Origin of the sequence: Nostoc sp. UHCC 0302, assembly GCF_038096175.1 — a bacterium.
GTDB lineage: Bacteria > Cyanobacteriota > Cyanobacteriia > Cyanobacteriales > Nostocaceae > UHCC-0302.
This window is the reverse complement of the sequence record NZ_CP151099.1, coordinates 6,170,704-6,185,965: the sequence shown is the minus strand read 5'-3', so window position 1 is coordinate 6,185,965 and position 15,262 is coordinate 6,170,704. Positions and strand designations below refer to the sequence as shown.

The 15,262-nt window shown below is 41.4% G+C and carries 10 protein-coding genes; 5 read left to right on the top strand and 5 right to left on the bottom strand.

Translation table 11 applies throughout. The features are described 5' to 3' along the window. Nucleotides 1-75: 75 nt before the first annotated feature. The 5 genes from WKK05_RS26700 to WKK05_RS26680 all read right to left on the bottom strand — a co-directional run bounded on the left by WKK05_RS26700 (nucleotide 76) and on the right by WKK05_RS26680 (nucleotide 5,931). Nucleotides 76-2,640, bottom strand: a complete 2,565-nt coding sequence (locus WKK05_RS26700) for a hypothetical protein (protein WP_341526059.1) — start codon at nucleotides 2,638-2,640, stop codon at nucleotides 76-78. 772 nt (nucleotides 2,641-3,412) lie between these two features. Then, nucleotides 3,413-3,607, bottom strand: coding sequence for a hypothetical protein (locus WKK05_RS26695; protein ID WP_341526058.1), 195 nt, complete (start codon nucleotides 3,605-3,607; stop codon nucleotides 3,413-3,415). A 118-nt stretch (nucleotides 3,608-3,725) separates the two neighbouring features. Further along, nucleotides 3,726-4,901: a deoxyhypusine synthase gene (speY, locus tag WKK05_RS26690; protein ID WP_341526057.1), complete on the bottom strand. Its 1,176-nt coding sequence runs from the start codon at nucleotides 4,899-4,901 to the stop codon at nucleotides 3,726-3,728. A 111-nt stretch (nucleotides 4,902-5,012) separates the two neighbouring features. Further along, nucleotides 5,013-5,561 (bottom strand): ImmA/IrrE family metallo-endopeptidase, encoded by a 549-nt coding sequence (locus WKK05_RS26685; protein ID WP_341526056.1) that lies wholly within the window; start codon nucleotides 5,559-5,561, stop codon nucleotides 5,013-5,015. A gap of 4 nt (nucleotides 5,562-5,565) precedes the next feature. Continuing rightward, entirely contained in the window at nucleotides 5,566-5,931 is a 366-nt protein-coding gene (locus WKK05_RS26680) for a helix-turn-helix transcriptional regulator (RefSeq protein ID WP_341526055.1), read from the bottom strand. Nucleotides 5,932-6,075: 144 nt separating this feature from the next. Here WKK05_RS26680 and WKK05_RS26675 point away from each other — a divergent pair, with 144 nt between their 5' ends. The 5 genes from WKK05_RS26675 to WKK05_RS26655 all read left to right on the top strand — a co-directional run bounded on the left by WKK05_RS26675 (nucleotide 6,076) and on the right by WKK05_RS26655 (nucleotide 14,996). Beyond that, nucleotides 6,076-7,206, top strand: coding sequence for a hypothetical protein (locus WKK05_RS26675; RefSeq protein ID WP_341526054.1), 1,131 nt, complete (start codon nucleotides 6,076-6,078; stop codon nucleotides 7,204-7,206). 3 nt (nucleotides 7,207-7,209) lie between these two features. Next, a complete protein-coding gene (locus WKK05_RS26670; protein WP_341526053.1) occupies nucleotides 7,210-9,294 on the top strand; it encodes a hypothetical protein in 2,085 nt (694 codons plus the stop codon). Nucleotides 9,295-9,350: 56 nt separating this feature from the next. Further along, the gene (locus WKK05_RS26665; RefSeq protein ID WP_341525207.1) at nucleotides 9,351-10,244 is read left to right on the top strand and encodes a transposase family protein; all 894 of its coding nucleotides are present in this window, start codon (nucleotides 9,351-9,353) and stop codon (nucleotides 10,242-10,244) included. A 190-nt stretch (nucleotides 10,245-10,434) separates the two neighbouring features. Further along, nucleotides 10,435-11,988 (top strand): hypothetical protein, encoded by a 1,554-nt coding sequence (locus tag WKK05_RS26660; protein WP_341526052.1) that lies wholly within the window; start codon nucleotides 10,435-10,437, stop codon nucleotides 11,986-11,988. Nucleotides 11,989-12,017: 29 nt separating this feature from the next. After that, a complete protein-coding gene (locus tag WKK05_RS26655) occupies nucleotides 12,018-14,996 on the top strand; it encodes an RNaseH domain-containing protein (RefSeq protein ID WP_341526051.1) in 2,979 nt (992 codons plus the stop codon). The last annotated feature ends 266 nt before the right edge of the window (nucleotides 14,997-15,262 follow it).

Genomic DNA, 15,262 nt, shown 5'->3' with positions numbered 1-15,262 from the left:
TGCTGATTTATATTTCCCTTTCTTGACCAAGGAATGCTTACACCCCTCTGGTCAAGAGGGGTGAAATCAAACTATCTAGTTAACCTTGCGTTGGAATGTAAATGTTCTGAGAACACCAGGAGCAACCTGTCCGGTAACAGTATTTACATACTTGGTAACATCAGTGTTCACTGTAGTTCCGGTTTGGTCGATACTAGAAGTGCTAGCTGGGTTACCATTGAAGAATTGAATAGTTGAAGCGCCAGAATCTTTCGCTGATCCCACAATATTGCTAGTATCAATCTGGCTGTTATTATCATTGTCCAGCGCCCAGTTATTCTTACCATCATTTGCAGTTGTGCTGAGAGTACCGTCCTCAGTAATCACAACTTTGTCAGCATTCAAAATGATATTACCGCTTCCAGCTTGAGCATCAGAAATATTTTTGTACTGAATCTGATACTCAATAATGTTTCCTGGTGCAGGCTTCTTCGCAGTGGTACTGAATGTGCCATCAGTTCCTTGAACTGCTGGCCCAGTTCCTTGTAAAACTCGTGAAACTTTTTGTAGTTGTAAGAAGCCAGTGTATACGCGATCAATGGAGATGTTGTTAACTTCACTAACACTATTAACTACAGTAACTACACCATCATTATTAGTATCAATAAAAGCAGTAATGGGTACTGGGAAACCCCTGCCAATATCAGTCGAGAGTGGAGTAGCAACTGGCAGATCAACTTCTAGACCATAATTGATACTAGCTCCAGCAGCAACACCAGAAACTTTAATTGGTGTACCAGTTGGTATGCCAAAAGTACCAACGTTATTACTGATGTTGTAAGTATAGACAGCTGATTGACTGTTATAACTAACAGTGACCTTTGTACCAATTGGCAAATCTGTGGCAGTTGCTGGTGCAGTTGGCACTATTGTGATGTCGCTAGTGCTAGTACCATTATTAGTGATTGTGTTAGTGAAACCTACCGATTGTGGATCAAGTGTACTACCAGGTGGTATATTCGCAGGCACAAGCGAAGACTTGTTGGTAAAGTCATCGTTAGTTGTACCTGATGGCCCAGTAGCATCTGCCTTATTCTGTGGGCCGTTGAGTACTGCTGAAGCTACAGAGGTTTGCACAGTGAAGGTGTTTGCTTCACCACCGACTGAACCATCGCCAGTGTTGTTGTTAGCTGCGTCAACGCCCGTTTCAGGAGTTGTTGGGGTATTAATAAAACCATCATCAACGATGGTAGCTGGCAGAGCATCAGGAACACCATCATTATTTAAATCTATTGCATCAGGAATACCATCACCACTAGGATCTGTACCAGCAAGAGGAGTCATATTGCCTGTAGGCCCATTGTAGTTGCTGGGATTTTGGTCACCAGATTCGTCGTATACTGGGATAGCATTACCGACTGTTTGACCAAATACCTGAGCAATGTTAGCAACGATCAATGGTGAAGTTGCAGCTGATTCAACAGCTAACTGAATCGAGAAGCCGCTCACTGTTGTTCCAGGAGAGATGGAAGTAATAATGGCTGTATTATTGATAAAACCAACGCGGGTGACCGCAGCCAGCTGAGCTGGTACTGTCGTACTCCAACTGGCTGTATTTGCATCGGTTGTAACTGGATCTGTGGTGTAAACAGTTTGCCAACCAGCAGGTGCAGTTGGTGCAACTGCCAAATCTGTACCCGTAGGAATTGCATCAGAAACTAAGATATGGCTGCTAGCAGAACCATTGAGGGTAATGTTGCTACCCGTCAAAGCTGTTGGGGTAATTCCTTTTCCTGTAGGATCTGTAGACTCAACTCGCAAACTTAAATCGTAGCTGAGTCTGTCATCTGTAATTACTGCTGTCCCAGCATTGTTATAACCACTGCGAGTCTTGAGAATAGTAGCCAAAGAGTAGTTCTTTACTGATGAACCAACATTAGTTTGCTGAGTAATACTAGCTTCTCGTGTACCGTTAACTGGTGCGCCAGCAACTTCCCCAGGAACTGTTCCATCAGCGTTATCTACAGTATAAATGTCACCACCATCTGGACTCCGCAGTTGGTTTTGAGCATCACCAGGAGTATTACCAAGAGTAACCTTAATTATGTCATTCGACTGAGCGCCAGGCTGTACAGTAACTGGCACACGTACCAACACAGTACCACTAACTGGAATTGAAGGTGTGTCTACACCACCTGCCGCAACGTCTGTCCAAGTCGTACCACCATTAGTACTGTATTGTAGGGGGCCAGAAACTATACCAGGCCCAGTTGTTGTTGCTTGGTTAGGAATATGGAATTTTGTAGGATCATTACCTACGTTCGTCAGAGTATAGGTGTAGTTTAGTACATCGCCAATTTGAACAGTTGTGTTACTAGGGCTAGTGGTAGTATCTGTGACGCCCGATGCAGTAACGGTAATACCAGCAACTTCTGCCAAAGTCACAGTTACAGTATTAGATGTAGCATTAATTGTTGTCCCTGGCGCGTTGGGATCTTCGTATGTCGCAGTCGCAGTGTTACTGATAGATTTACCCGCAGCAGTTCCGTCAGCTAGTACAGGTGCGATGAATTGAAAAAGGCTACTAGTCAATAATGCTGTTGCTACTAAAGATTGGTAGCGTTGACACTGATTGTTAATAGATTGATTTCGTCTTAGCATGAAATTAGTTTGTTTATTTGCTGGACTTCTATCCTGAGTTTTAAAGCAAGATAAAGTTCGGCAATTCCCTCAAGAATTACCAGTGGTATCAACCCAAAACTCTAGCTGGCGTTTTAGGAATGCAGATTTGAGGGAATAATCTACTGATTTTCCTCAAAAGCTATATTGAAGCTACGCGTTAAGATGAATTGCTACTTTATTTAGAGCTGTCCTTGAATTTCAAGGTTTCTACTCAGGATAGGAGTAGTTTTTCTTACGTACTGCATCTTTGTCTTTGTAAATAAGAATGTAGCTTTTGCTGCTAATAAAGTCTTCCGTATAAATAAGTAACTTCTCTAGCGCAGCCATAGTGCATCAAAGCAAAAAAGTCAACTTTATTTTTCTAATATATTTCTCAATTTTAGTTACTTTGACGAGGTTAAGAAATCTTGGAATATTTACAGGGAAAGACTTTTGGGAATTTGGCATCACTTATCCAAATTAACTTATGTAATTATTCAAAATAAAAATGAAAAATTTATTCAGTGATATATCACTAAATAAGTGCTGCTGATTCAAGTTTGATGCAAAAAAATCATAATTTTAATGCATTTATATAATATAAAATTCAGTATTAAGACTGAGCTATACAAAGTAATCTATTATATAAACAAAAATTAATGTAAGTAAAAACCCTGTATATATTTGCTTAATTTTATTAATCATTTACAGATATTTATTTTTTTATAACCACGACACTCTCAAAAAAAGAGGTGGTAGGGGAAACCAAGCATTAATTGAACATTTCTTCCCCTCCTGAGTAGGTACTTAGATAAAAAACAATACTTTCGCTAATTTCTGCAAAGCCCCACAGGCTAAAAGTTGCTGGCTCACAAACAAGAGCGACTAAGTTGCGTTCAGAAATAGCATCTGGGAATGGAGAATGGAGGATAATTCTGGCGTTACTGAATATAAGTATGAAAGTCAAGAATTTAGTCTCTAAAACTATTATTTTCTGTGCCTCAGACTTTTTGCTGCGTCTGGAGCGTAATACTAATTCATGCTTTCACTCGGCAACGCCATTATTCTTATCCTCCTGATCTCCTTTAGAGGCTGTTGGGTATCAGCCTACCGCAAGGATAAGTCGCTACCTGCTGTGAAACACTCTCAGCCATTGCTGTTGGAACTTGATCTGATGGTTGGGTCTTGGCGGCTAGATAGTCTGTTCGCAGTTTCTCCAAAATCGCTTCTCGCTTGTCATACAAACGCTTCAGAGGACGAGGCTGGCACTTGTTGAGAACATATGCTGTCACTAGTGGTAAAGCGATCGTGCTATCGGTATAACAAACAATCGTGTCTGGTAACTCTTCGGGGTCAATTTTACCCCAGCTGACGGCTTCCGATGGGGTTGCCCCTGACAAACCGCCTGTATCTGGACGGGCATCGGTAAATTGCACAAAGTAATCATGTCCACGTTCTTCTAGTCCCAACACTTCGTGGATTTGCGGTTGTGTCTGTAGCAAAAAGTTTTTTGGACTACCACCACCGAGAATTACAGCCGCACTTTTACCTGCTGATTCACGGGCGTTGTAGGCGATCGCAGCGGTCTCATTTACGTCAATTGAAGGATCTAAGATTAATTGGGAACCTTCCAATGCTAAAGCCGCCACGTTCATCCCAATAGAACTATCTCCAGGAGAAGACGTATAAATGGGTACGCCATATTCATAAGCTGTAGCAAGTAAGCTAGAATGCTGCACTCCCAATTGCTTTTCTACTTCCCAGACATATTTACCTAGCAAATGGTGGAACTCAGCGGTTCCCATCCGCTTTTGAAATGCTTCTGCTTGCAAAACCTTGCGGATGAATGCATCAGTTTCAAGCAGCACATCGTAGCCAAAGATAATGTCATAAATTCTGATAGTGCCTTCCTGACGCAATTTGACATCATCTAAAAACGGATTACCAGCAAAGAGTTCAAAACCCAATCCGTAATGCATATCATGATAGAGATTTGCACCAGTGCTAATCATCCAGTCAATAAAGCCGTTGCGAATTAAGGGTGCAAGTGCTGAAACCCCGAATCCGGCTGGTGTCATCGCACCGGAAAGGCTGACTCCTACTGTTACACCTTCAGTTAGCACATCGCGGCTCAATAGCTGGCAAATTTCCCGCAAACGCGCCGAGTTATAAGCGGTAAAGTAATTATCAATTAAATCCACCACGCTGATATCAGTTGATATAGGTGTAGGTGCGATTTTTTGACCCAGCTGTTTAGACATTTTTGCACTCCCGAACTGTAAAGACGCCGAATCTTATGTTATCTAGGTTTCAGCCAAAGTGACAGTAATACTTCTGTTACACTCTTTCTCTAATGCTGATTCCTCAGCCTCTTAAAACTTTTTGACAACGACTCCAGTCACATTGCTGCGAAACTGCACCATCGCTTCACTCGCAGCAAAATGTGCTGCAATTTGAGATAACAGCATCTTTTGTTGTGTCGCCCATAGTAAACCACGTTTGGGAATTTGAAAGCATCCCCCTAAATAAGTTGCTTCATCTTCGTGCTTTTGTTGGCGTTTCGGTTGTGCAGTTACTGAATCAAAGCCTACAGGCTGATGATTCAGCAATACATGAGCTATTTCATGCATCAAATTTGATTCATACCGTGTAGGTGCATGGCGTGGGTTGTATACAATCCAAAGTGGACGATCGCTTATAATTGCTCCTGACCATTCATCGCTAGCAAGTAACACTGCTACTTGCTCTGGCTCTAAATTTGGAACCTGATCTGGTGTAAAAAGTGTTGCTCCTAACTTGGCTGCTAGATTGTCTGCGGCTAATGGTTCAAAGGCTCGCACTCCAAGCAAGCTACGTTGTTCAGTAGCCATCGCTTCACAGCGTTGCCTAAATTCCGGCGATAGACTTTGAATTAATGACATATCTTTAGGGATCTTGCTTCAATTCCCCATCATTTTGAGACAAATCGCGATACGCTGCTTTGACTAAAGATGCTAAAGCATTAGCGATCGCTGGATCAAGATTTTTGTCAGCGCGTAGTTGAATAGCGATCGCTTCAGGCGTATCCAGTTGATCCTCCTCTGTGGTTCTAAACAACTCCGCAGGCGGCACTTCTAGCCAGTTACAAAGTGCCAGAAAAGTTTCCATATCCGGCATTTTCCCACTCTCTACTCGTGAAAGAGTGGATGGACTAACATTACCAATCTCTGCCGATGTTTCACGCAGTCCTCTGCTGCCGCGTTTTTTGCGGACTAGGCTTGCTAACCGTTCTATATCTAGATAACTTCCCATTCCTTTGTTCCTGTCTCACAAAAGAATAAATTGTCTCTTAGTTGACACAACATAAATAATATTGTACGGTTTATGAAACAAATGTATCACGCTTGAAAAAGCTCGTGTTGTTAAAAAAATCCTCTAAATGAAGGATTACCTTCAATGGGAAGTAATGAATTTGATAATCTCATCCTTGGTTTAGCAGAGTTTGTCCGTCGAGATGGCAGGTATCCATATCCTGAACTGCTCCGTCATGCTCTTAATAAACTAGCTCTAGAGCTAACTGCTGTAACATACCCACGGACTCTAACTGGTCTTTTAGCATTACTCGAAAAACCTGTAAAAACTTGGTATCCAGGGCGCTTACTGCCAAAAGAGTTTGACTCTGATTTTGGTCTGCTTTATGAATGGGGGTTGAGTGAAGAAGCAAGCCGATATTTATATGAGGAACTACTTGAAAAAACCAAATTATCAGAGTTTGCCACCACTTTAACCAAACAAATTGCCATAGAAAATGTCCAGTTTCAGAAAATTTTGGAACGATTGCAAGAACTTTACAACAACAATAGCGATCCTGAGCGCGTTCAGCAAGAATATGTTTTGCTGCGCCGATTTTTGATTGAGAATGGTTACACAACTCCGGCACAGCTTCGGAAAGCTTTTTTAAAAAGCCGACATATTGATATTGAAGAAGTGGGCGATTTCTACCATGAGTGTGAAGAAAACGAGCCTTGTTGGAATTGCGATCGCTGCGGCCCTTTATTTAAAAAGTATGGAAAGTTACGTGGTATTAAACCCAGTGCTTGCAACGATCATCGCCAAAATTTGACCTTTATTCGACAAATCACGTGGAAACAAGGGCTGCGTCGTTTGAAGTTTGGTATCCATTTGCGTATTTGTTTACCGGGTATACCTGAGATGCGCTTATTTAAAGCGTTGGAAGAACTTCAAAGCAAATACTCAGATCAGCTTTGTGCCATCCATCTTTATCCAGGCATTGATCGCTATGACTTACAACTACGCTTTTGTGACCAATCAACCTGGGCTGTAGATATTAAAGATTACCGAAGCCCCTACAATTTAGCACCAAAGCTTACACCTCTATTCGGTGAGGGCGATCTGCGTTATGACGAGAGCTTTTATGTTATTCCCATCCAACGCATACAACAACGAGAGGACTACCTCGAAATTCTTCGTGAACAAGTGACAAAGCTGCCTAGCAGTACCCATCTTCTGAGTGATGCTGCATTTGAAGAACGGGTTATCAATAAAATTGAGTGCTTGAGGGAATAGTCAATGAGCCAGATGACTCTATTTGAGCTGCCGACTGAGTTTAAAGAGCGCCTCGAACAGTTGAAAGAAGCAGGTTTGGAGCGTACTCAAGCTGAATTGTTGCTTCAAGTGGAGCTTGGCTTTGCTCTGATGGAGTATTTGGAACTTGATGATGAGCCAGTCACCGCACCTTGGGCAATCTTGAGTGGAGTGCCTTTGAGACATCCACGTTTACAGAGTTTGACTGAGATGGAACGTCGAGCGATCGCTAATACTCGCCAAATAGTTCCCTTTTCTGCCCGTTTCGCTTGGTTAGGAGCATTGCGTTCTTATCTCAGAATTCCTCTAGATTGGCGTAACTATCACGAATTCACTCCGCAAAACTGGGATAGCTATATTATTAATGCTGCCAAAAATCTCCGGCATCAAGTTCATCAAGATTTGTACGAACGTTGTTTAAATAGCAATTTAGATTTTCGGCATCGCCAAGTTAAACGAATAGAAGCCAGAACCACTTATCAATTTGAGGCAAAGACAGGAGAAGAGACGGTTATAGTACCAGTCAGATTTACGCAGCAGCAGGTACGAAATGCACAAATACAGCCGTCATCTTGGTTTGCGACATCTCATTCTCGTACTGCGTTTTCGCTTCGTATTTCAGATTTAGAGCTAGATGCAGCATGGATTGATCGGCGAGAGGAAGCCTTAGCGCGTCAATATGGCTGGGATCAAACTGTTAGAGGACACTGGGTTGATCGCTTTCGCAAAATTAACTTCCACAAAGTTCAGGAGAACGGAACACTGTTTCCGCAAGAAGAGCAAATTCTTGAGTTAGATGGCTTCACAAATATTGCAGGCATGGTTGCCTCTGGAAAAACTACGGTTTCGCAGTTGTTTAGTGTTAATGTTGTGCGGCATCATTGCGATCGCCGGATCACATTAGTCGTTGGTGATGTGCAATCAGCGATTAAATTAGCGAATCAAATTAACTGGTGGTTTTGTAACGATCCAGAGAATGATGATCCAGTAGCAGTGCCAATCTTGGGGCGTACTACACGGGATGCACATCTGCGGAGTTTTTCTGCCTCGAAAGATTATCAGGAACATCGACAACGCGGACAGCCTCACTGGGGTGAGCGTTGGCTAGGCACAGCTTGCCCTCTACAAGGTCAGCTAAAAGCGCGTGATTTTAGTCAACTCCTAGACGGCAAAGCTCTTAAACCGGGAAGTGAACCCTGTCATACTCTAAAAAAGATGCCTAAAAGCGATCGCGAAAAGCGACGTAAAAGCCGAGGTTCATTCTATTTGTGTCCTTTCTTTGATAAATGCCCATCCCAACAAGTTTATCGAGATATGCCAAATGCCCGTGTTTGGATAACAACTCCCGGTACGATGGCTATGGCAGGATTACCCCGTCATTTAGAGTTGCGTCCTATCAAAATCGGTGAACTCGTCAACGAACAATCAGATTTTGTGGTCTTTGATGAGGTAGAGACAGTCATCAAGTGGTTTGATGATACTTATGCTGAAGAAGTTGTTTTGACTGACGGTGGTAATAACGGCGTTTTTGATGATATTGGCGTGAAAACAGAGCGATTCTCAATAACTAACCGTGTTATGCCCCCAACAACACAGCGATGGACTGGTGCAGAACGTGATGCACAAAAAGCTATTACAGCAACATTGACCCTACTCGATAAACAGGTTGGACATCAATTTCTCCGAAAATGGGTAAAACGAGGTTACTTTACGCCTAACTCCCTTCTGTTCAAATTTGCCCGTCGTCTTGCTGGATTGGAAGAATTTGAACCTTCTGATACATCTGAGGCAGTTTCAAGAGAAAACGCTCGACTTATACAGCCAATTGTCCGTTATTTTGATGCACTACTCAACGAGGATGATCCGTTGCGGATGCAGTCTTCATCTAACTCAAACCGAGATCCAGTCTTTCGCCTTGGGCGTCTTATGCAAGAAATCAATAGTACTGGAGAAAGCGCTTCAGATGAGAATATCTACAGAGCTTGCAGAGCCTGGATTATCGAATTTTTCCGAAATACAGAACGGCGTTTAGCGCAACTGCGAATAAACTTGTCCGAAATATTAACTTAGGAAAAGAAAAATGGTAAAACGTTAGATTGGGCGTCTACCATTTTCCACAATTAGTTATGATTTTAGATTATATACAAAAGTATCCACTACGAACAAAACAGATTTTAGGGATTAGTTACGAACAATTGCAATCACTGCTAAATTGCGCCTTAAAACGAAATCGATACATCAAAGCTAAACAAGAGAGTCATAAAATTAGAATTAATGCGGCTGGTGGTGGTCGTCCCGAAAAGTTATCAACCGAAGAACAAGTATGTTTATGTCTATTTTATCTAAGACAGATGCCAACATTCCAAGTATTAGGAATGCTATTTGGTGTTTCCAAAACCGAAGCTAATGATACATTTCACGACTGGATACCAATTCTTCGTGATATATTACCTGCTAGTTTATTAGAACAAGTATCAAATAATGAAAGTGATTTACTATTTGTTCAAGAAGTATTAACAAATTTTAGGCTATTAGTCGATAGCTTAGAACAGCCAATATATAGGGATTCTGACCAAAAAGAGCAACAGAAATATTTTTCTGGAAAGAAGAGACAACATACATTAAAAAGTCTGATAATTGGCATACCAGAAGGCAAAGATATTGTAGAGGTAGAAGTAGGTGTTCCTGGGCCAACAGCAGATATAAAATTGTTTCGTCAATCTCAAAATAAATTTGATAAATCTCAACCCTTTTCAGGTGATAAAGGCTTTCAAGGAGGTGAGAATATCACTACTCCTCATAAAAAGAAACCAAAACGAGAATTAACTCAACAGCAAAAAGATGAAAATAAGGCTTTATCTAGTAATCGGATATTCATTGAACATTTGATTCGATTACTTAAAATATTCCGCATAGCCTCACAAAGATTTCGCTTAAAGCTTGAGACGTATGAGCAGATTATTTTAACAGTTTGCGGATTAGTTAGGTTAAGAATTGGTAGCTTAGTTCTGCCAACTTAGCTAGTAGCAAAAATCATAAATTTTTAGAAATTAGGAGTTAATTTTTATGCCTCTAAATTATCACTAACTATCTCAAAGCCTTATAATTACGTATTTACGAAGATATCAAAGTTTTGCCCCAAAGCTTTGAACAGTCTGGCTTTGGAATTTTCGGACAAGTCTAATAGAATTGGAGAATCGTAATCAAAATTTGCAACAATCAACTCAAAAACAGCGACGTTCACCGAACGGGGATGAGCCAGATGTAGATACTGTTGAAACTTTGGCTTATCGCCTCCAATTTGCGCTAACAATCGCTCTTTTAGATCGGCACACTCGAATTGTTTTCTATGAATGGCACAATCGACCGACATCAATCAACGACGAATCACCACATGGTCGAATGCCTGCTGCAATGTTGAATATTTTGCCATTACCTCCCACAGGACGACAGTTTGGCACTTATTACTCCAGAGGAAATGATGACGACAAAAGAGCCAGATATGGCAGCAATAATGCGCTGACGTTGTTTGCCTACACCAATATTGGACGCTGCTACATTTTAAACTTTCATCGTTTATTAACAGATTTTAACGGTCAACGTGGCCCCAATGTGCTGGCACTTTCTGGAACATCCTACTTACCAGATTCTACCAGCTTTCACGTTGGTAATCCCCAAGGAGTTTTAATGCCAGAACAGGGAGCAAGAGATGCGATCGCTCAAAGCCACTTCAAATTTCTTCCTCAATTTGACCAAAAGAAAAAACCCCTCCGTATTTCTGGTAGCTCTGAACGGCAGAAAATGGGTTTATTTCAAGAAATAGCGCGATCACTAGTTGGTAGTAACGGTACAGGTCATTTAGGACAAGAACTCAGGGAATTAAAACATCTTAGCGAAAATGATTTAAGTAACCATTGGAAGGATCGCGATCGCCTTCTTCTAGTCGTCAACTCCTACGATCAAGCTCGTTGGGCAGCAAACGAAATTCGCAATTGCTGGTCAAGTAAGCAGGACGTTGTTTATCACCTAGTTCGTGACAATGTAGATACATACACGGAAGATAACTTTGATGAGCTAGCGAAATTTGTCAAACCACCTGATAAGGGTGCGCTCAATCGTGCAGATATTGAAACTTTTGGGCAAACTAAGGGAGAGATATTAGTTGCTCCTATGAATGCGATCGGCCGTGGTTTCAATATTTTGAATGCCAACGGTAAAGCCGCATTTGGTGCTATTTACTTTCTGACTCGTCCATATCCACACCCACATGATACACAGGCGATCGCCCAAGAAATGAACTGTCGCGCTTTAGAGTGGGCAGATAGAGCAGACTTTCTAGCATGGCAACAAGGAGACGGAATTGTACAACGTGCTGAAAAGGTGCGCCAACTAGCGGCGCGTTACTGGCGATCGGTTGAGCAACGTTCCTACTACAAAACCCTACGCGATAATCAAGAATTACTCGCTTCTCCACGATTTGACCTTGCTGCAACTACTGCTGGGTTAGTTATTCAAGCTGTTGGCCGTCTCTTGCGTGGAGGTGTCCCATTTCATGGTTATTTTGTCGATGCAGCTTGGGCGCCCAAGAGTGCTGCTAGGAAAGCTGATCCAGAACTCTCTGAAGTGGATACAGACCAGACAAGTCTTCTTGTTGCCATGATTCTGCGAATTTGCGACTACGCCAGTGAGGAAAACACAGTAGGCAATGCGCTTTACAAACCGCTTGCCGATGCACTGGAAAGAATCGAAGACCTATATTGGTAACTAACTTTGTTGTATTAATGAATTTCATAATGCCTAAAAAAGACGCGCAACTTCCTATTCTCTTACCTGCCAGAATGAATCTTGCGGAAGATAAACTTGCAGGTTTAAAAATTGAACTACTTTCATTTCCATTTACCGAAATTGTTGATAATTTTCGTAACAGTATGGAAGAAGTTTTATCGCCTAATCGTAAGAAAAAGGTCTGGATACCATATCGACAGTTAAACAATGGATTGCCTGCTTGTGCATCAACATTAACGCATGGTTTTGAATACTTTGATACAGGCGATTATCGAGCTTTAACTGTAGGAACGTTTGAAAATCCGCTGCGAGTTCCAACACCTGAGCAAATACATGAATTAGTGATTATTTGGGCGCAGGAGTGGACAAAGCAATTTTATGGTAAAGGGAAAGCAGATCAGGTAAATAGTGTTTGCGATCGCTTCCTTGAAAACATGGCAATAATTCCTACTAATTGGAATTGGCAACCTATTACTCCAAAAACGCTCATTCAAAACATCAATGCCGAAAAAGGACTGGGATACCAAGCCATTCCTAGTTTCTTGGCAACATTGCTGCATGAACAAAAATGTATTATTCGCTCCGGGCAAAGAGAGCAAGAAATTCAGTGGCGCAAGGTACAAGGCGATGGCTCAGGTCGTACTGGACTATTCATAGTCAGTCAAGCATTTCCGGCACTGTATACAGATGACTATGGCAACGAAAGGGAAGGTTATTTTGTCTATCGCTTGGATTTTCGCGTTCAGACTCAAGCAGGGCGATTCAACCAAAATGGCAAGCTTAGACCGTGGATTTTTTTGCATTTAAGTTGCCAACGATATGCTCATGAGCCATTAATTGAAATGAATTATGGTCGTGATATCTCTGTACTGATGGGAATGAATGAGGAACGTTTATCTGGTTACGAAGTAGATTCAACTTTGATCCGTCTTACCATTGAGAACAATGGAAGAGAAGATAGTAATCTATGGAAATTTCAATTACCAAATCTGCTAGCTGCATTCAAAGCGCGTCCCCTTGAAACAACCGATAATATTCGTTGCAACCCTACTCAATACGGCAATTTAGATAATCATCCTAACTGGAATAGAGATGAATATTATTTAGTTCATGCTGAAGGATACAAGTATGAACATGAAAACCATAAAAGAGGACGAGGACATAGTATTAAACCAGGATTTAGTTTACAGGAACGCGGTGATATTGTTGCTCAAGTCTTAGAGCTTCTAGACGGTGTTTTAATATCAGATAATCCAATGCAATCTGATATTCCTACTCCATCTGGTCAAAAAACACCCTTGGCCATGCGCGATTACGAATATATTTCTCAACCTCCAAGTTTTACAAAACAACAAAAAGAAACGCTGACTGAAAAAGAAATTAAACAACGTGTAAATAACCGTCGTCAAGAAAAACAAACGATCATTGCTGATGCTATTAAGCGGGCATTACAAGGAAAACCCACACATCTTTTTATTCTGTGGCGCGAACGAGATACCTATGATGTAACTTACCAGACATTGCGTGATGCTTTCCTGCTCAATGAAGGAGAAGATTTTCCAGAGCATATCAAAGTATCATCTGTGTGGATTGACGATCCAAATCTTTTGAAACCCCTTGACACAGATGGACTTGCACCAAAAGATGGTCAGGAATTTGATAAACAAATCCGCAAACAGCATCAAATCAAACTGGATGCATGGCGGGACTTTTTAAAACAGAAGGTTATTGCTTTAATTGACTCTACTACTAAGCCTTACTGTTTTGCGATCGTTGAAATTGGACAAACCAAGAAGAAGGGAGTTCATCCCAAACAAAGCATCTATAGAGTTGTTCGTGAAGCTTGTGTGTTAGAAAAAATCGGTTCCCAAATGGTGCAAACAGTTAAACCAAAATCATCTGACAAAGAAAATGAAAGCACAGACACATCGCCGTCTTACAATAAGAAGACAGAAGGACGGATTCTAAATGCTGTACTGGATGTAACCCTACGCCAGGTTGGGGCACTCTATGGACTGCCCTCAGAAGTCTATGAACGGGCAGGGATACCAAAGGAAATCGCCCAAAACCTAGATGTAATTGCCCTTTGTCGCCGAAAAGCCACTCAAGGACAAGATAATATTCACTATGCCTTGGCTGTTCGTCTGGGGGCAAATGGTGCAGTTGATGTGTTACTCCCCGATCGCAATAATTGGATTCCTTATGCACAGGCGGGGATTGAACTGGGACAGATTTTCTCACGGGTACGGTGCGATCGCAATTACCTTAAAACAGTTCAGTTAAAGGGAATAAATCTGGCAAAATTTGCAGCAGATGTTCTCACGCAAGTAGGTGAACAACCAACTCTCGTCTTAATCGAAGCAGACGTATGGCGTAACGAGCGTGGTGAGGAAAATGAAGCTCAAGCTTGGTTCCAACTAAAAAATGAATATCTTTTCGCAAAGCGAGATATCTTAGACTTCCAACACGTTCCTGGTCATACTTGTATATATTCTCGTGACTATAATCAACTCAACAACTTACTGGGAGTAATTCGCTTGCGTACTGGCAACGAAACAACCCAATACATTACCAATCGAACAGCTTGGAATCAGAATTCTTCGGCACGAGACTTAATCCATCTAAGTGGCTTTTACGATACCTCTGTACCTGAGTTGCTACATTACTTCTCGGTTGGCAGATTACCGAAAACACAGAAAGCACAAGATACTTCAACAGCACGCGAACTTTATATGCTTGACTCTCAAGATGAGGAATTTGGTGCAAATATTGCATTCAAGCACCAGCAGATGCTAGAAATCTTACCCTTTTTTGTCCGTCAGGATTTTCAAAGAACAAAAGAAAGCCTAAAATCACTTTGCCGAGTGCCACACTACTTACGATTATCACCAGCTTGGTCTATGGGTAATATTGTTTCGCCATATCCGATGCATTTAGGTAATCAACTAATCAAAGATCACTTGTGTATCTTTGGTATAGAAGTCTAATTAGAATTGACTGATTTACAAATGTCAGGAAAGCTTGACAATCTTACTAGTAAATTTCCGCTACTGAAGCTAGTAATTATGCCGTTAGCCTCAAACTACGGTATTACCATCGGATTTACATGAAAAAGACAGGTTAATTTTTAACAATAACTCTCAAAATGTTGTCTCATCTGGATTTTAGTTAGAGCAGTTTCATGATCCCCACTTTTGCAATTTGAGAACTTAGATACTCAATTTTAATTCCCGGTTTTTCATGTGCATAAGTG